This window comes from Gemmatimonadaceae bacterium (assembly GCA_036003045.1).
Classification (GTDB): Bacteria; Gemmatimonadota; Gemmatimonadetes; order Gemmatimonadales; family Gemmatimonadaceae; genus JAQBQB01.
Genome location: DASYSS010000002.1, coordinates 72,171 through 89,381 on the forward strand (window position 1 = coordinate 72,171; position 17,211 = coordinate 89,381).

General features: G+C 67.9%; 13 protein-coding genes. 10 read left to right on the top strand and 3 right to left on the bottom strand.

Translation table 11 applies throughout. The features are described 5' to 3' along the window. Positions 1-7 precede the first annotated feature (7 nt). The 10 genes from VGQ44_00445 (at position 8) to VGQ44_00490 (ending at position 13,139) form a co-directional block, all read left to right on the top strand. Complete coding sequence (locus tag VGQ44_00445) at positions 8-1,450, top strand: PilN domain-containing protein (GenBank protein ID HEV8445254.1); 1,443 nt, start codon at positions 8-10, stop codon at positions 1,448-1,450. Further along, positions 1,447-2,100: a type II secretion system protein GspM gene (gene gspM / locus VGQ44_00450; GenBank protein ID HEV8445255.1), complete on the top strand. Its 654-nt coding sequence runs from the start codon at positions 1,447-1,449 to the stop codon at positions 2,098-2,100. Before VGQ44_00445 ends, gspM begins: the two co-directional genes overlap by 4 nt. After that, positions 2,097-2,603 carry a hypothetical protein gene (locus VGQ44_00455; GenBank protein ID HEV8445256.1) on the top strand — a complete coding sequence of 169 codons (507 nt, stop codon included), beginning with the start codon at positions 2,097-2,099 and terminating at the stop codon, positions 2,601-2,603. The genes gspM and VGQ44_00455 overlap by 4 nt, the downstream gene beginning before the upstream one ends. Positions 2,604-2,605: 2 nt before the next feature. Continuing rightward, positions 2,606-4,540 carry a secretin N-terminal domain-containing protein gene (locus VGQ44_00460; protein ID HEV8445257.1) on the top strand — a complete coding sequence of 645 codons (1,935 nt, stop codon included), beginning with the start codon at positions 2,606-2,608 and terminating at the stop codon, positions 4,538-4,540. Next, entirely contained in the window at positions 4,531-6,060 is a 1,530-nt protein-coding gene (locus VGQ44_00465) for an ATPase, T2SS/T4P/T4SS family (protein ID HEV8445258.1), read from the top strand. The genes VGQ44_00460 and VGQ44_00465 overlap by 10 nt, the downstream gene beginning before the upstream one ends. 128 nt (positions 6,061-6,188) lie before the next feature. Beyond that, positions 6,189-7,943, top strand: coding sequence for a HAMP domain-containing sensor histidine kinase (locus tag VGQ44_00470; protein ID HEV8445259.1), 1,755 nt, complete (start codon positions 6,189-6,191; stop codon positions 7,941-7,943). Next, positions 7,940-8,629: a response regulator transcription factor gene (locus tag VGQ44_00475; GenBank protein HEV8445260.1), complete on the top strand. Its 690-nt coding sequence runs from the start codon at positions 7,940-7,942 to the stop codon at positions 8,627-8,629. Before VGQ44_00470 ends, VGQ44_00475 begins: the two co-directional genes overlap by 4 nt. A gap of 46 nt (positions 8,630-8,675) precedes the next feature. Continuing rightward, positions 8,676-10,259 (top strand): amidohydrolase family protein, encoded by a 1,584-nt coding sequence (locus VGQ44_00480; GenBank protein HEV8445261.1) that lies wholly within the window; start codon positions 8,676-8,678, stop codon positions 10,257-10,259. Positions 10,260-10,298: 39 nt separating this feature from the next. Further along, positions 10,299-11,423, top strand: a complete 1,125-nt coding sequence (locus VGQ44_00485; GenBank protein ID HEV8445262.1) for an alanine--glyoxylate aminotransferase family protein — start codon at positions 10,299-10,301, stop codon at positions 11,421-11,423. A gap of 66 nt (positions 11,424-11,489) precedes the next feature. After that, positions 11,490-13,139 (top strand): glycosyltransferase family 39 protein, encoded by a 1,650-nt coding sequence (locus tag VGQ44_00490; protein ID HEV8445263.1) that lies wholly within the window; start codon positions 11,490-11,492, stop codon positions 13,137-13,139. On the opposite strand, the gene VGQ44_00495 is transcribed toward VGQ44_00490, so the two are convergent. The 3 genes from VGQ44_00495 to VGQ44_00505 form a co-directional block, all read right to left on the bottom strand. Beyond that, positions 13,120-15,060 carry an ABC transporter ATP-binding protein gene (locus VGQ44_00495; GenBank protein HEV8445264.1) on the bottom strand — a complete coding sequence of 647 codons (1,941 nt, stop codon included), beginning with the start codon at positions 15,058-15,060 and terminating at the stop codon, positions 13,120-13,122. The two genes, VGQ44_00490 and VGQ44_00495, sit on opposite strands and share 20 nt — an antisense overlap. A 5-nt stretch (positions 15,061-15,065) precedes the next feature. Continuing rightward, positions 15,066-16,520: a peptidylprolyl isomerase gene (locus tag VGQ44_00500; GenBank protein HEV8445265.1), complete on the bottom strand. Its 1,455-nt coding sequence runs from the start codon at positions 16,518-16,520 to the stop codon at positions 15,066-15,068. Between the two features lie 105 nt (positions 16,521-16,625). Beyond that, the gene (locus VGQ44_00505; protein HEV8445266.1) at positions 16,626-17,156 is read right to left on the bottom strand and encodes a GNAT family N-acetyltransferase; all 531 of its coding nucleotides are present in this window, start codon (positions 17,154-17,156) and stop codon (positions 16,626-16,628) included. Between the last annotated feature and the right edge of the window lie 55 nt (positions 17,157-17,211).

A 17,211-nucleotide genomic window follows, 5' to 3' on the forward strand; every position in this document is an offset into this window, starting at 1 on the left:
GCTCATGGTGAGCCAACCCCGCGCCGAGAGCGGCGCTCGCCGCGCGCAGCGCGTTACCATCGCGATCTCGGCGAACGAGCTCACGGCCGTTCATCCGGAGCTTCGGTCAGCCGACGGCGCGTGGCGCACGCAACTCGAACCGCCGAGCGAGAACAATGGCTGGTCGTCGCTCGCCGGCGCGCTCGCCGAGCTGGCGCGTGCGCTCGGCGGCGCCGGTGCGGTCGGCGCGCAAAACGGTTCGCTCGTCGTGTCGTTGATGCCGCCGCTCGCCGAGGTGCGTCGTCTCGAGCTCCCGCCGCTCCGTGCCGACGAGTTGCAGCGCACGCTCACACGCGACGCGTCGCGCTATTTCGTCCAGGCTCGCGGGCCGCAAGTCGTCGGCGTGTCACTGCCCGCCCGTCGCGCGCGCCGCGCACGGGTACCCGTGGTCGCTACGTCCGCACCGGCGCGACTCATCGCCGCCATTCGCGGCGCCGCGCAGCAGACCGGATGGACCGTCGACGCGATCGCACCCGCGGAAACGGCTTGGACGGCCGCGGCGTTCGCGCTCTGGCCCGTGCTGGCCAGACAAGGCGGACACGCGCTCGTCGCGCAGGACGATCGCACGAACTTGTTGCAGTTCGACGACGGCCGGCTCTCGGGAGTTCGACGATTCCGCGCGGGCGCGTCCGACGGTGCGATGATCGTCGACAGCATCGGCGGGCCGAGTGCGCGTGCCGGAGTGCTCGGCGCGACGGGTCCCGCGCGCGAACTGTCGGCGGCTCTGGCGTCGTTCGGACTCTCGGCAGCGCGCGCCGGCGACACCGGCAGCGCGTCCGACCGACCCGACGTTCTCGCGGCGCGCTTCGCCGGCAGCTCCGTCGGCCCCGCGCTTCGCGGCGAAGACTCCGTTGCTCTCGAGCGGGCAGGCGCGCGAAAAGCGGCGTGCATCGTCGCCGCGGCGGCGCTCGTGCTATTTGCCGCGGCGGCCGGAATCCAGCTCTGGGGCGTGCGTCATCAACTCGCCGAGGTGCGCGCCGAACGCGAGGCGCTTCGACCGCAGTTGGCGGCGACGATGGTGGGGCGGACGACGGTCGACGCCACTTACAAGCACCTGCTCGCGTTGAACCAGATCGAGTCGACGGCTCCACGATGGTCGTCGGTGATCTCGACGTTGAGCCAGTCGGTGCCCGAGGAGGCGTATCTGACCGCGATTCGCGCGCGGCAGGATTCTGTCATCGTCGACGGCCTCGCGGGGCACGCGGCGCGAGTGTTCGACGCGATCGAACGCACGCGCGGGTTCATGGACGTGAAGTCGGCGGCGCCCGTGCGCCGCGAGTTGCAGGAGGACGGCCCCGCACTCGAGCACTTCACGATCGCGGCGCGTGTCGAATCGGTGAAACCGTCGCCGACCGCGCCCGCGTCCGCGGCGCGAACTCCGCCGGCGCGACGCTCGGAGGTGCCCCGATGAAGTGGAGCACTCTGAGCGCGCGCGAGCGACGCACCGTCACGCTGGGCGCGGCGATCACCATCGTCTCGCTGTCCGCGCTCTACGTCGTACGTCCGTATCGCGTCGCGCTTGCCGACGCGCAGGACCAACTTGCCGCCGAGCGGTCGACGCTCGCGCGCGAGCGCACCGCTGTCGCCGAGTCGCGGCGCAATCCGGAGCTGCGGCGCGTCGCCGACTCGGCGATGCAGAGCATGCGGTCGCGTCTCTTCGAGGGAAAGGACGACGTCATGGCGAGCGCCGAGTTGGCGTCGTATTTGGGAGACGTCGCTCGGAAGACGCGCGTATTCATGCAGGACGCGAGCACGCGCCCGGCCGCGCCGATGCCGAGCGGTGTGCGCACGCTGCGCGTCGAGATCCGGGCCGAATCCGATTTGCTCGGGACGCTCTTGTTCCTACAGGCGCTCGAGCGTGGGGACAAGCTCGTGAGAATCGACCGGCTCGACATCACGCGGTCGGCGAGAGCGGGCGACACGGACATGGAAGTGCTGTCCATCGCGGCGACGATCTCCGGCTTTGCCGTGCCTGAATCGTCGACGGCGTCGACGGATGGTGCGGCGCACACCGTCGCCGCGCTCCCCGCCTCGAACGGCGGGGGAGTGCCGCAGCGATGAGCAACGTTCAAACCTGGATGAAGACGCCCGCCATGCGCGGCGCGATCGTGCTGCTCCTCGCGGCGATCGCCACCGTTGCCTGGACTCTCGTGCACGCCGTACGGGCGGAGCCGCTTCCCGAAACGCCGCCGTCGTCCAGCGGCGGGGGGCCGATCAAGCGCGCGGTTCCGCCGGGCCCTGCCGACGTTCAAGCGGCGGTCGAGAGCGACCTGTTCTCGTCGGACCGCAGCGCGCCGTCCGCGCCGTATCGAATGCCCGGGGAAAAGACGCCCGAAGTGAAGCAGGCGGCCGAGCCGCCCAAACCGACCGTGCTGGGGACGGCCGTCGCGAACGACGGTAAGAGCTTCGCGACGCTGCAATTGGGCGACAATCGACCGACGCTCGTGCGCGTGGGCGACAAGATCGGCGAATGGGTCGTGAAGGCGATCGACCGAGGCAAGGTGACGATAATCAACGCATCGGGCGGACGAGCGGATCTCGTCGTACCAAAGCCAGGATCCTGACCATGCACATTGTTCACAGAGTCCTCATTGCGGGCGCCGTCGTCGGCGCCGCAGCGGCCCCGCCGCGCATGGCGTTCGCGCAGCGCGGCGGCGCCGGCGGCCAGAAACCCCCCGCCCGTCAGCCGGCGAAGACGGACACGACGAAGAAGGCGCCGGGGGCCGTCTCGCTCGATTTCCAGGAACAGGATCTCAAGGTCGTTCTCGACGCGCTGGCGGCGGCGGGCGAGATCAACGTGTCGCTCACCAACATTCCCGCGCAGAAGACGACGGTGCACATGGGCCGGCCGGTCACGCGCGAAGGAATGATCGAGCTCCTCAAGTCGGTCGCCGAGTCGAACGGACTCAAGGTGACGGAGACGCCGTCGCTGATTCAGATCTCCGGTCCCGCGCCGGAACCGGTGAGACCAGGGCCGACGCCCGAGCAACGCATCGCGCAACAGCTCGCGCAGCAACAGCAAGCGCAGCAGATGCACGTGTTCACGTACCGTCTGCGGCACGCGAGCGCCATACAGCTCGCGCCCGTGCTGTCGAATCTCTTCACCGGATACAGCTCGACCGCCGGCGGCCGTGGCAACACCGTGACCATTCCGAACGGCAACGGCGGTTTCACGACGTTCACCACGCCACCGAACAACATCGCCACGCCATTCGTGGCGGGCGGCGGCGGAAACGCGGGCCGAGGAGCAGGCCGCGGTAATTTCGGCGTCGCGGGCGGTGGCGGCGTAGGCGGCAACAATCCGGGCGCGGCGGGCATCGCGAACAACGCCGTCGCCAACGTGCTCGCCAACGCAATCCAGGCGGCCGGCGCGCTCTCGTCGCAAGCCGGCGACATCCGTATCATCGCCGAAGAGTCGAGCAATTCATTGCTCGTTCGCGCGACCGACTCGGATTGGGCGCTCCTTCAGCAGATCATCGGCGGAGTAGACCTGCGACCGCTGCAAGTGCTGATCGAAGTGACGATCGCCGAGGTGCAGCGCACGCGGTCGATCGACATCGGCGTGTCGGGCGTGGGGAAGAACAGGGACAGCCACGGAAACGTCGTCTCGGTCACGGCCCCGTCGCAGGCCAGCGCGTTGGATCTCATCGCCGAGCTCACGGGCGGCCATGGCGGCACGAGCTACGACCTCGCGATCGCGGCGCTCGAGCAACGGGGCGACGTGCGCGTGTTGTCGCTCCCCGTGATCATCGCGCAGAACAACCGTCAGGCGGTGCTCAACGTCGGGTCATCGCGTCCGTTCGTGCAGATCTCGCAAACGGTGCCGAACGATCCGACGGGCCGCGTGCAGACGGTGCAGTACATCGACGTCGGCACGACGCTCACGATCACGCCGACGATCAACCCCGACGGCTACGTGAACCTGCAGGTGTCGCAGACGGACAACAGCGCCACCAACCAGGTCCAGTTCGATGCGCCCGTGATCGACAAGCGCGAAGCGACGACGCAGATCTTCGTGCGCGACGGGCAGACGACGGTGATCGGCGGGCTCGCCGACAACACGCGTACGGGCAACCAGGGCGGCATTCCGCTGTTGAGCCGCATCCCGTTCATCGGCGCGCTGCTGTTCGGGAATTACTCGAAGAGCGACGAGACGAACGAGCTGTTCCTCTTCCTCACGCCGCACATCATCTCGAGCGACGAGGACATCGACAAGCTGCGCAACGCGGTCCGCGACGGCAGCGACCTGCTCAAACAGATGAACGTCGGTCCGCACATTCAGCCCAAGGCCGACACGCTGAACGTCCAGACACGACCGGCGATTCCGGGCGCCAGGCCGCCGTCCGATTCCATCAAGCAGCAAGCCGACTCCGCCAAGACGGATTCGCTCACGCGGCTTCGTCGTCGTCCACCCGCGCCGCCCGATTCGACGCCGACGACTCCGCCGCCGGTCGACACGCTGGCGGCGCCGAAACCGCCGGGCAGCTCTCGATGGCGATAGCGGACCGTCCCGAGACGGAACGTTCGGCGACGGAGCTGCTCGAGGTCGAGCGGCTCACGACGGCGCTGTCGGCCGACTGGCTCGAGCAGTACGGTGTGCTGCCGGTTCGTCTGGCCGATGACGACGTGACGGTCGGCACCTGGCTCGAACGCGTCGAGCCGCTCGCGCTCGACGACCTGCGACTTCTGTTCGGCGCGCACGTCTCGCTGGTGCGGTTCGCCGAGCACGACCTCCGCACGGCGATCCGCCGCGTGTACGCACCCGAAGCCGCGACCGCCGAAGGCGTGATCGCGGGGCTTACGGGCGAGGCGCAGACGGTCTCCGTGGACGAGATCCCGCTCGACGACCTGCTGCACCTGGCCAACGAAGCCCCGGTCGTCAGGCTCGTGAATCTGTTGCTCATCGAGGCGCTCGACGCGCGCGCGTCGGACGTCCACCTCGAGGCGTATCAGGACGGGCTGCGGGTGCGCTACCGAATCGACGGCGTGCTGCAGAACGCGCCGTCGCCTCCGGTGCACCTCACCGCCGCGATCATCAGCCGGTTGAAGATCATGGCCGAGCTGGACATCGCCGAACGGCGGCTGCCGCAGGACGGCCGCATTCGGCTGCGATTGCAGAATCGCCAAGTCGACGTGCGTGTCTCGACCGTTCCCACGCTCCGCGGCGAGAGTGTCGTGTTGCGTCTCCTCGACAAGGAGCGCGGCCGCATCTCGCTCCCCGAGCTGGGCATGGCCGCCGACACGCTCGAGCTCTTCACCGAGGTCGTGTCGCGACCGCACGGCATCGTGCTCGTCACCGGTCCGACCGGCTCCGGCAAGACGACGACGCTGTATGGTGCGATCGAGATGATTCGCACGGGACGTGAGAAGATTCTCACGGTGGAGGATCCGGTCGAATACGAGCTTTCGGGAGTGCCGCAGGTTCCCGTGAACGAAAAGGTCGGCGTCACGTTCGCCGCCGCGCTTCGATCGCTGCTTCGCCAAGACCCGGACATCATTCTCGTCGGCGAGATTCGCGACGCCGAGACGGCGCAGATCGCGACGCAGGCGGCGCTGACGGGCCATCTCGTTCTCTCGACGCTTCACACCAACGACGCGCCGACCGCGCTCACGCGCCTCCTCGATCTCGACATCGCGGCGTATCTCGTCGCCAGCACGGTGGACGCCGTGCTCGCGCAACGGCTCGTGCGCGTCATCTGCCCGAACTGCAAGACGGAAACGCGCCCCGACAAGGCGGTCGCGCGACGTCTCGACGTCGAAGCGCTCGGTCTCACGCGTACCTGGAAGGGCGCGGGCTGTGCCGAGTGTCGCGGCACCGGCTATCGCGGCCGTACGGGCGTCTACGAGCTCCTCGTCATGGACAACGAGTTGCGCCTCGAAGTCCAGCGGCGGCGCGGGTCGGAGGAGCTCAGGGCGATGGCGGTCGCGAAGGGAATGCGCACGCTGCTCGACGACGGTCTTCGTGCGGCGCGCGAGGGCGTCACGTCGCTCGACGAGGTGCTCCGCGTCGCGCGCGCCTAATCCCGGGTAGCGGGCCGACCAGCGCGCTCGCTCCCCAGCGGGGCGTGTCAGAGGTCTGTTAGAAGTTCACCCCGAAACGGACACATCCGGTTGCCCGGCCGCTGCGCGCGCGGGCAGATTTGCGGGGAATGGCCTCGTCCAAGCTCCTCCCGCAGCGGCACGGACTTCGTCGCTCGCGCGCGATGCTGCTCGCGTCGCTGCTCGCGTGCACGCTCGTGCTCGCGACGATGCTTGCCTACGAGGCTCACGAGGCCGCGGTATCGCACCGCGCCACCGCCGAGCGGGCGCTCCACGACTACGCCGCGGTCGCCGCCTGGGAACTGGTCGCCGGCGTCAACGACGAACTCCAGACCGCCCTCGGCACCGCGCTCGATCCGATCACGCGCGCCCGCGCGACGACACCGTTCGAGCTGCTCCCCGGGCCGAGCGTCCTGACGTCGACGGCCGATGGTGCGCTGCGCTGTCCGTCGGGCAACGATTCGTCGCGCTTCTACTTCCGGGTGGACCTCGGCGATGGATCGCTGGCGACGGCCGGGGCGAACACTTCGAGCGCGATGCGAAAGTGGCTCGCCGACACGATCGTCAACCACTTTCGCACGATCTATCAGCCGGACTGGAACTACGCCGTCATCTTCGGCAGCCTTCCCAACGAAACGCCGATCGCGATCGCATACTCGGTGAAGTATGCCGAGCACCGCGCGCCGATCGCCGCGTACGGCATTCGCACGTGCCGCGACGCCGTCGGCTCGTCGATGATCCGCGACGTCGCGTCGCGGCGTGCGCTGCTGCCGGTGTCGGCGACCGGCGGCGAGCCGAACGACTCGATCCTTTCGATCGACGTCCGTGATGCGAGCAAACAGCCCGTGTTTCAGGCTGGAGGCCTCGGCACATCGCCGTACTCGGCCGACGTCTCGTTCGAGCAGGTTGGCGGACTCACGGTTCACGCGGCGATTCGGCCGCGCGCCGTCGAGTTGCTTGCGCTGGGCGCGCTGCCCGAGTCACGCGTGCCGATCCTCGTCGGACTTCTCACGTTGACGGCAGCGATGGTCGTGCTGACTGTGCTCCAGCTTCGCCGCGAGCACGAGCTGTCCAGCCTCCGTTCGGATTTCATCTCCAGCGTCTCGCACGAGCTGCGCACCCCGCTCTCGCAAATTCTTCTGTTCGCCGAAACGCTGAACCTCGGCCGCGTGCGCACGGAGGAGGAGCGGCACGCCGCGACGGGGGTGATCGTGCAGGAAGGACGCCGGCTGATGCACCTTGTGGAGAACATTCTTCACTTCTCCCGCGCCGAGCGGCAGATGACGCGGCTCGGTCCTGAGCCGATCGATCTGAATCGCGCGGTGCAGGAGATCATCGACGACTGGAAGCCGCTGGCTGCCGCGTCGGACGTCCATCTGGCGACGAGTTTCGCGCCCGATGTGTTCGCGATGGCCGACCGCGACGCGCTGCGGCAAATGGTGCTCAATCTCCTCGACAACGCGGTGAAATACGGCGCCCGCCCGCAGACCGTCACGGTGGGAACGCTGCCGCGCGGCGATCGGGTGCGCGTATGGATCGACGACGAAGGCGAGGGAATTCCCGAGCGCGATCGTGAGCGCGTGTGGACATCGTTCTATCGTCTCGACCGCCACGCGAACTCCTCCGTCGCCGGAAGCGGAATCGGCCTCTACGTGGTTCGTGAGCTCGCCCGTTTGCACGGCGGCGACAGTTGGATCGAGGACGCGCCGAAAAAGGGTGCGCGGGTCGTGATCGAACTGAACGCCGCGCCGCGAGCGGCCGGTTTCACGGATGAACACAATGTGGACGGGTGGACAGGTGGACAGGTGGACAGGTCCGCGGCGTCACCCGTCCACCCGTCCACCCGTCCACCTGTCCACCAGTGACTCGGATACTGGTAATCGAGGACAATCGCAACCTGGCGACCGGATTGCGAAACAACCTCGAGATCGAGGGCTACGACGTCGCGGTCGCGGGGGATGGACCAACGGGTCTTTCGCTCGCGCGGTCTGCGTCGCCCGACTTGATCATCCTCGACCTGATGCTGCCGGGGGTCGACGGCTACCGCGTCCTCGCCTCGCTTCGCGAGGAAGGCATCGGCACGCCCGTTTTGATCCTGAGTGCGCGTGGCGAGGAAGCGGACAAGGTGCTCGGCTTCCGCCTCGGCGCCGACGACTACGTCGCCAAACCGTTTGGCCTGCTCGAGCTCCTCGCGCGGGTAGACGCGCTGCTTCGCCGGGCCTCGGCCGCCGGCTCGGTCGCCAAGCTCGCGGCGCCGGTGACGTTCGGCGACGTGTGCGTCGATCCGCGCACGCACACGGTGCAACGCGCCGGGAGCGCCGTCGCGCTTCGACCCAAGGAATACGACCTGCTCATCGCGCTGTTGCAGCGCCGCGGCCAGGTTGCGTCGCGGAGTGAGCTGCTCGAGGAGGTCTGGGGATACTCGGGTGAGGTGTACAGCCGCACGGTCGACACGCACGTCGCCGAGCTGCGACGCAAGCTCGAGGACAACGCGGCCGAGCCTCGGCACATCCTCACTGTCCGGAAGACGGGCTACCGAATACAGAACTGAATCGGCCACGAAGTCCCACGCCGGCGCCCTCGCGCCGCGACATGAAATGCGACATCGTCTACGCGTGAAACTCACTCGCGTATACCTGGCACTCGGCGCGGCGCTGTGCGTGTTCCTGCCCGCGCTGCTCAGCGCGCAGCAGCGCGTGGACATTCTCATTCGCGGCGGAACGCTCGTTGACGGGAGCGGGGCGCCGAGGCGCCGGGCGGATGTCGGGGTCACCGGCGATCGAATCGCGTTCGTCGGCGACGGGTCGGCGAGTCGGGTGACGGCGGGGCGTACGATCGACGCGACGGGGCTCATCGTCGCGCCGGGATTCATCGATCCGCACACACACACGCAGGCGGATTTGTCGTCGCCGGAGCGTCACGCCAACCTCGCGTATCTCATGCAGGGCGTCACGACCGTCATCACGAACAACGACGGCGGCGGGTCGATCGAGATTGGACGGACGCTCGACGGATGGCGAAAGGGCGGCATCGGAACGAACGCGGCCGTGTACATCGGACAAGGTTCGGTGCGCGGCGCGGTGCTCGGGATGTCGTCGTCGGCGCCGACGCCCGCGCAGCTCGATTCGATGCGCGCGATAGTCGCGCGCGGAATGGATGAGGGCGCGATCGGGATGTCGACCGGACTCTATTACGCGCCGGGCAGCTACGCGACGACCGACGAAGTGATCGCGCTCGCCAAGGTCGCCGCGGCGAAGGGCGGCCTGTACGACTCGCACCTGCGCGACGAGAGCTCGTACACGATCGGCCTCGTCGGCGCGGTCAACGAAGCGATTCGCATCGGACGCGAGGCGCGTTTGCCGATCCACATCTCGCACATCAAAGCGCTCGGCACCGACGTGTGGGGTCAGAGCGACAGCGTGATCGGCATCATCAAGAAGGCGCGCGCGTCGGGGCTCGACGTCACCGCGGATCAATATCCGTACACGGCGTCGGGCACGAGCCTCGGCGCCTCACTGCTGCCGCGCTGGGCCGAAGCGGGCGGACGCGACTCGCTGCGCGCCCGCGCGAAAGATCCCGCAACGCGCGCGCGACTCGTCGCCGAGATGGAGGCGAACCTCAAGCGGCGAAACGGGGCGCATTCGCTGCTCATCTCGTCGACACGTGACACGAGTCTGCTCGGCAAACGGCTCGATGAGATCGCCCAGCGCCGCAACACGTCGCCCGTCGAGGCGGCGCTGGCGATCATCACCGCCGGCGCGGATCCGGGCGTCGCGTCGTTCAACATGAACGAGAAGGACATCGAGAACTTCATGAAGCAGGACTTCGTCGTGACCGGGTCCGATGGGAGCGACGGCCATCCGCGCAAGTACGGCACGTTTCCGAAGCTCTTCCACGACTACGTCGAGACGAAGCACGTGCTGACGCTCGAGCGCGCGGTTCAGCGGAGCAGCGCCGAGACCGCGGAGATCCTCGGCCTGAAGGACCGGGGGCGTATCGCGCAAGGCGGGTTCGCCGACGTCGTCGTGTTCGACGAATCGACGTTCGCGGACCGCTCGACGTACGAGCAACCGACGGTGCTCGCCGTGGGGGTTCGTTATCTGCTCGTGAACGGCACGCCGGCGATCGACGGGGGCACTTTCGCGAACGTGTTCGCCGGACGAGTTCTCACTCGCCGATGACCGTCCGTCGACCGGTCGCGACTCGGTGTAACTTTGGGCATGGCTGAGCCGGAATTCGGGACGTTCTTCGTTCCGGGCCCAACGGAGATTCGCCCCGAGATTCTCGCCCAACTCACGCGTCCGGTGATCCCGCACCGCGGACGAGAGTTCGAGGCGATGTTCGCGCGCATCGAGGCAGGCCTGCGCGACGTGCTGCTCACGGCGCGCCCTGTGTACGTGGGCGCGACGTCGGCCACCGGTTTCATGGAGATGGCGATCCGCAACGTCCGCGGGGGGGCGATTCTCGCGCTCGTGAACGGCGGCTTCTCGGAGCGCTTCGCCGCGGTCGCCGAGTCGTGCGACCGCGAAGTCGATCGCGTGTCGGTGCCGTGGGGCGCCACCTTCGAGCTGAACGTCGTCGAAAGCGCACTTCGCCGCCGACAGTACGCGGCGGTAACGGTCGCGCACTCGGAAACATCGACCGGTGTTCTCACCGACGTGCATGCCGTGTCCGAACTGGCGCACCGATACGGCGCCATGGCGATCGTCGACAGCGTGTCGGGGGCCGGCGGCGCGGAGCTCATGGTCGACGCGTGGCAGCTCGATTTCGTGCTCACCGGGTCGCAAAAGGCTCTCGCGCTGCCGGCCGGGCTCTCGTTCGCGGTCGCGTCCACCGAGTACGTCGAGCGCGCCGCCTCCGTGCGTGATCGTGGCTTCTACTTCGACGTGCTGCAGTACGAGAAGTTCGCGAACTTGAACCAGACGCCCAGCACGCCGGCAACATCGTTGCTCTACGCGCTCGAAGCGCAGATGGGGGATATCGGGCGCGAAGGGATCGAGCAGCGTTGGGAGCGGCATCTGGCGATGCGCGACGCGACGATCGACTGGGTCGAGGGAGTCGCGCGACGGCGCGGGTTCAACCTCGGCATCGTCGCGCCGGAGGGCATGCGATCACCGACGGTGTCCGTCATCTCGCTGCCGACGGGGATGCACGGCCCCGAAATGATCGAGGCGGTCAAGGCCCGCGGCTTCACGCTTGGTGGCGGGTATGGCCCCTTGCGCGACACGACGGTCCGCGTGGGGCACATGGGCGACCACTCGGTCGGCGGCGTCGAGGCGTGTTTGCGCGAATTCGAGGACGCGATCGTCGAAATGGCCGAACGACGGCGGTTCGTCCGCGTGTAACGGCCGTACGGACCCAACGGCTGCGGCTCCGGAGCGGTATTGGAAGGTCCGGTTCGCCACAGCCTCATGCCATCCGTCGAAAAACAGACCCTCCGTCAGCAGCGCCTGCTCGTCGCGTTCACCGCGCTCGCCGCGTCGATCGCCGGCATCGGCAACGATTTCGCGTACGACGACATTCTCGTCATCCTCCACGACGATCGCATCGTGAACGTGGGCCGATGGCTCGAGTTCTTGACGACGCCGTACTGGGCGCCCCCTCACTTGCCCGATCTGTATCGGCCGGTCGCGTCGTTGTCGCTCGCGCTCCAGTACGTCATCGGGGACGGAGGGCCGCTCGTCTTCCGCCTCGTCAGCATCATGCTCTATGCGTTGACGGCGCTGCTGGTCTTCGCGCTCGCCTCCCGTCTGATGTCACGCGGCGCGGCATTGGCGGCCGGCGTTCTCTTCGCGGCGCATCCGGTTCACGTCGAAGCCGTGGTGCAGGGAGTGAATCAGGGTGAGTTGATCGTCGCGGTCCTCTCGCTCGCCGCCGTCTGCCGTTACATCGACAAGCGGGGCGCTGGATCGCTCGGCGTGGGCGACTGGTCCGTGCTCGCGTTGCTCTACGCGCTCGCGATTCTCACGAAAGAGAATGGATTCGTGCTGCCGGGGCTTCTCCTGGCCGCCGAGCTTCTTCTCATCGACGGCGAGTCTCTCATGAGGCGCGGTCGTGCCCTCTGGCGCGGATACGCGGCGCTCGGCGCGGTCGCCGTCGTGCTCATGGCGATTCGCACGCTCGTTCTCGCCGGCCGCTTCATTGGCGCGTTCACGGCCGAGGCGCTCGTCGGCGCGAGCTTCGGCGGACGAATGCTGACCATGCTGCAGGTCGTGCCCAAGTGGTTTCGGCTGCTCCTTTGGCCCGCGCATCTCCAGATCGACTACTCGCCGAACGAGATCGTGGCCTCGACCGCCATGGGCTCACACGAGTGGCTCGGCCTCGCGCTGCTCATGGCGACGGTCGCCGTCATCGTGGCCGCGCGACGTCGCGCGTCGGTGGTGAGTTTCGGGCTGCTCTGGTGCGCGGTGGCGATTTTCCCGGTGAGCAACGTCGTGCCGACGAGCATCGTGCTCGCCGAGCGGACGTTGTTTCTTCCCAGCGTCGGGATGGTCATCGCGGTTTGCGGCGCCGCTTCGCTGCTCGCTCGAGCATTCACGTGGAGCCCGAAGTTGGCTCTCCGCGGCCTTGCGGCGGCCTGCGGCGTGCTCGCGCTGCTCGGCATCGGCCGCAGCGCGGCGCGCCAGCGAGACTGGCGGAACGCGGCGCACATCTGGATCGTGAGCGCACACGACGCGCCGCGGAGCCTTCGTGTGCAGCGGGCCAAGGCCGCCGCGGCGGCCGATCTCACCAAAGAGATCGAGCAAAGTCTCCCCGGCGCATCCGAACCGTGGCGCGTCCACTATCAGCTCGGTATCCTGCTTCGCACCCTCGAAGAGGATTCTGCGGCGACGTCGCAGTTGCGGCTGAGTCTCGAGCAACAGGCGCATCAGACCGACGCCGCGCGCGAGTTGGCCGAAACGCTCGTCGAACAGGGTCACTACGCCGACGCGAAGGTCGTCGTGCGGGACCAAATCGCGGCCGGCGATTCGAGCATCACGTTGGTGACGATCGCGCACACGGCGGACAGCGCCGAAGCGGCCGCCGCGCCGGCGGGCAGCGTCAGTTTGCACCTTCACTGATCAGCTCTTCGCCCGGCACGTCCATCTGGCGGCGAACCATTTGAGAGTAGGCGCCGCGGGTTTCCATCAATTCGATGTGCGTGCCGCGCTCGATGACGCGCCCGTCTTCCATCAAGAGAATGAGATTGGCGCGTCGCACGGTCGACAACCGGTGCGCGATGACGAACGTGGTTCGCCCGGCGAGCAACGATCCCATCGACTCCTGGATGAGCTGTTCGCTCTCCGTGTCGAGATTGCTCGTCGCTTCGTCGAGAATGAGGATCTGCGGCGACGCCAGGATCGCGCGCGCGATCGCGAGCCGTTGGCATTGTCCGCCGGAGAGTTTCACGCCGCGCTCGCCGATGAACGTGTCGTAGCGCTCCGGCAGCCGCTCGATGAACTCGTGCGCGTTGGCTCGCCGCGCCGCGTCCTCGATCTCCGCGTCGGTCGCGTTGTGGCGGCCGTACGCGATGTTGTCGCGCACGGAGCCGTCGAAGAGAAAGACGTCCTGCTGGACGATGGCGAGCAGGTCACGATACGTCCGAAGCTTGAGGTCGCGGATGTCGGTGCCGTTGACGACGATCCGTCCGCGCGTCGGGTCGTGGAATCGCGCGACGAGATCGGTCACCGTCGTCTTGCCGGCGCCGCTGCGTCCGACGAGCGCGACGACCGAGCCGCCCGGCACCGTGACGGTGAAATCGCGCACGACGGGCGTCCCCGGGCGATACTCGAACTCGACCTGCTCGAAGCGGATCTCGCGCACGACGTGCGGCGCGGCGCGCGCGTCCGGCCGATCGGGCTTGTCGGCGTCCATCTGCAACACGTCGAACACGCGCTCGGTGGCGGCGAGCGACCGCTGAAGTTCGGAAAACGAATTCACGATGTTCCAGACGGGATTGAGCAGCAAGAACGTGTACCACTGGAACGCCATGATGTCGCCGATCGACGCGCGTCCCGCGATCTCGAGCCAGCCGCCATACCAGACGATCACCACGTTCACGATGCTCAGCAGCAGTCCCCACGAGGTCCACAGCGCGAGCTCGCGGCGTTGCGCGAACAACTCCTTTCGCAGCACGGTGTGCCTGCCGCGCATGTACTCGAGCAACTCGCCCGTCTCGCGCCGGAACGCCCGCACGACGCGGATTCCCGAGAACGTCTCGCCGACGCGGCCGTCGATCTCCTCGGCGTCCTTGCGCAGCGAGCGGTAGATCGGCCGCACGCGCCGCGCGAACGTGAAGCTCATGAGCACGACGCCGGGGATCAACGCGAGGGCGGTGAGCGCGAGGCGCCAGTTCAGCGCCAGCAGCACGGCGACGGCGATGACCAGGCGCACGACCGAGATCAGCGGCGACAACACCGCCATTTGCAGCAGACCCGTCGTCGTGTCCACGTCGCCGGTGATGCGCGACAGGATGCCGCCGGTCTTCATGTCCCACAGCTTCGACAGCGGCAGATGCAGCAGCCGGTGAAAGAGTGACCGCCGCAGCGACAGCGTGACCTGGACGTTGAGTTTCCGCTGTCGATAGTCCTTGAAGACGTTGATCGCGCTCGACACGACGATCACGCCGAGGAATGTCAGGCCGGCGAAATGCAACCGGACGAGACGCGACGCCGTGTCTAGGGCGCGATTCAAGAGCACGTGGTCGATGATGAACCGCATGAACAGCGGCTCGACCATCTCGAGTCCGGCCCGCACGAGCGCCAGCGTAAACACCAGGCCGATTGCGAACCGGTGCGGCCGCAACCAGCGCAGGTACGCGCGGACGTAGACGCGGCGCGCCGCCTTCTTTTTCTCGCGCTCCGCCTTGGGCGATTGCTCCACCGGGGGCGCGTCGGCCGGCTTGGCGCCGTTCGCTTCCGTCGGCTCGTCGAGGCGGCGGCGCCGATAGTCCTCGACGAACCCGAGGTAGCGTTCGCGCGACGTCCGAGGGTGCTTCGCCATGCCCGTTACCGGATTTCCTCGATGCGCGCGACCACGTCGCCTTCGAGGATGCCGTCGACGACGTCGATTCCTTCGACCACCTCGCCGAACACCGTGTAGTCGCGGCCGAGCCGAAGGTTGTCGCGGAGGTTGACGAACCACTGGCCGTCGCCGGTGTCATGGCCGCGCGTGCTCATGCCGACCGTGCCACGAACGTGTGGCACGGGTCCGAGCTCGTCGCGAAAGAAGCGCGAGTACCCGACGTACTCGTTGTCACCGTGGCTCGGGCCCTGGATGACGAAGTCCGGCTCGACGCGGTGCCAGCCATATCCGTTGTAGTAGCCGGTCTGAACGAGCGCGAGGATCCGTGCCGCCGTGATCGGCGCGACGTCGCCGCGCATCCGCACGACGAACGATCCGCCGCCGCTCTCCCTCGCCATGGTCACGCGCACCCGCGCGTCTGCGCCGAGCGCCAACGCCACCGCGCGCGCGGGCAGATCGACGCGCGTCGTTGGCGGCCGGTCGTCGTTCGCCGGCCGTCCGGCGGCGGCGAGAAGGGCGACGCGCGCGTCCCGGGCCGAGGCGTTGTCACGCGCCACCCACCGCAGGAACGCGGCATTCTCGGCGGCGTGCGCGCCCGGATCGGACGAGCCGAGGAGCGCGCGCGCCGCGGCACGAACGGCCTGAGCGCCGGCGCTGGGCGAATTTACTACGGCAAGAAAAATCTTGTCGTCGGCGTGCCCGGTGAGCGCGCTCAACGCGTCGATCGCTCGCTCCTTCACGTTGTCGTTCGCGTCACCCGCCAACTTGCGCAGGGACGCCGTATCCGCGAGGACCCCGGCCGCCCGCGCGGCGTACATCCGCACCTGCCATTGCCGGTGCGTGGCGAGCGCCGGGAGTCGGCGCCGCGCATCCGCCGGTTCGACCCGCGCGAGCGCGACGATCGCGTGCGCGGCCGCCTGCCACGCCACGCCACCGCGAACACGCTGCGACGCGTCGGGCGGGAGCAGCGCGATCCACCGCTCGAGTAATCCACCGACCGTCGTGTCGCTGCCGCACGCCTGCCCGGCCAAATCGGCTGCGTGAAGCCGCACCTGCCACGTGCTGTCGGCCAACGCCGCGCGAATGGCGCCGCAGTCGGACTGGGCGGTCAGCGCGCGATAGCGGAGACGCCACGCCGGCTCGGGCCAGGTCATCGGCGCGGGCAGTGGCGGGAGCGAATCGCGCGCGGCGAATCGCGGATCCCCGATTCGGCCGATCGCTCGACGTGCCAAAACGCGCACGCGCACGTTTCCACTCTCGGCGCCCTCCTTGAGCGCCGGGTCGGCCGCGTCGCGCCGATCCTCCGCTGAAAGAATGCGGCGCAGGAGCGCGGAATCCGCTCTGGAAACCCGTCCAGCCTGCGCGGCCGACACCGACGGCGCGCCGAGGACTGCGACGGCCAAACCAATGCCGATTGATCGACCGGAGGCGAGTCTCATGATCGGAATGGAGAGCCAAGCTCCACGGGTTGCAAGACGACCCTGAACCGAACGTCTTTCATTGAGACAGATGTAAAGATTCCGTGAGGCGACAACGTCGGCACTTCAAGGCTTCATCGACGCCGCGCTCAGCCCGAACACCAGATGAGGCGTGCCGGCGAACTCGGTCTCGGCGATGATCGACATCCCGAGTCGTCTCGCCACGGCTTGGGACGGCTGGTTGACCGCCCGAATCAGTGAGATCACCTGATCGTATCCGCGCGTATGAAACGCGTAGTCGCGCACGGCGAGCGCGGCCTCCGTGGCGAAACCGCGATGCCAATACGATCGGTGCAACAGATAGCCGATTTCCGGATAGGTCGGCCGCGGAAGTCCTTTCAGTTCTTGCGTGACGAGCCCGACCTGCCCAATCGGTTCGCCCGTCTCTCGATCGAGAACGAGCCACAGGCCGTGTCCGTCGCGCTCGTACCGCATTTGTTGGCGTTCCATCCACACCTGCGCGCCGGCGCGATCCAGGCGCCTCGGGTAGTAACGCATGACGTCGGCGTCGCCGAGCATCGAGGCGACAAAATCCAGGTCGGTCGGCGCGAGCTCACGCAGCCGTAGGCGCTTCGTTTCGAGAATGACGTTGGACATGTGCTGTGTGCCCGACCCAACTTACCTTCTAATTGAATCCCTTTCGCTCCCTCCG

What these genes read in the sequence shown, in the direction of transcription:
- VGQ44_00460 (HEV8445257.1), top strand. Translation starts at nt 2,606, where the DNA reads ATGCACATTGTTCACAGAGTCCTCATTGCGGGCGCCGTCGTCGGCGCC.
- VGQ44_00480 (HEV8445261.1), top strand. Translation starts at nt 8,676, where the DNA reads ATGCGACATCGTCTACGCGTGAAACTCACTCGCGTATACCTGGCACTC.
- VGQ44_00485 (HEV8445262.1), top strand. Translation starts at nt 10,299, where the DNA reads ATGGCTGAGCCGGAATTCGGGACGTTCTTCGTTCCGGGCCCAACGGAG.
- VGQ44_00465 (HEV8445258.1), top strand. Translation starts at nt 4,531, where the DNA reads ATGGCGATAGCGGACCGTCCCGAGACGGAACGTTCGGCGACGGAGCTG.
- VGQ44_00490 (HEV8445263.1), top strand. Translation starts at nt 11,490, where the DNA reads ATGCCATCCGTCGAAAAACAGACCCTCCGTCAGCAGCGCCTGCTCGTC.
- VGQ44_00470 (HEV8445259.1), top strand. Translation starts at nt 6,189, where the DNA reads ATGGCCTCGTCCAAGCTCCTCCCGCAGCGGCACGGACTTCGTCGCTCG.
- VGQ44_00495 (HEV8445264.1), bottom strand. Translation starts at nt 15,060, where the DNA reads ATGGCGAAGCACCCTCGGACGTCGCGCGAACGCTACCTCGGGTTCGTC.
- VGQ44_00505 (HEV8445266.1), bottom strand. Translation starts at nt 17,156, where the DNA reads ATGTCCAACGTCATTCTCGAAACGAAGCGCCTACGGCTGCGTGAGCTC.
- gspM (HEV8445255.1), top strand. Translation starts at nt 1,447, where the DNA reads ATGAAGTGGAGCACTCTGAGCGCGCGCGAGCGACGCACCGTCACGCTG.
- VGQ44_00500 (HEV8445265.1), bottom strand. Translation starts at nt 16,520, where the DNA reads ATGAGACTCGCCTCCGGTCGATCAATCGGCATTGGTTTGGCCGTCGCA.
- VGQ44_00455 (HEV8445256.1), top strand. Translation starts at nt 2,097, where the DNA reads ATGAGCAACGTTCAAACCTGGATGAAGACGCCCGCCATGCGCGGCGCG.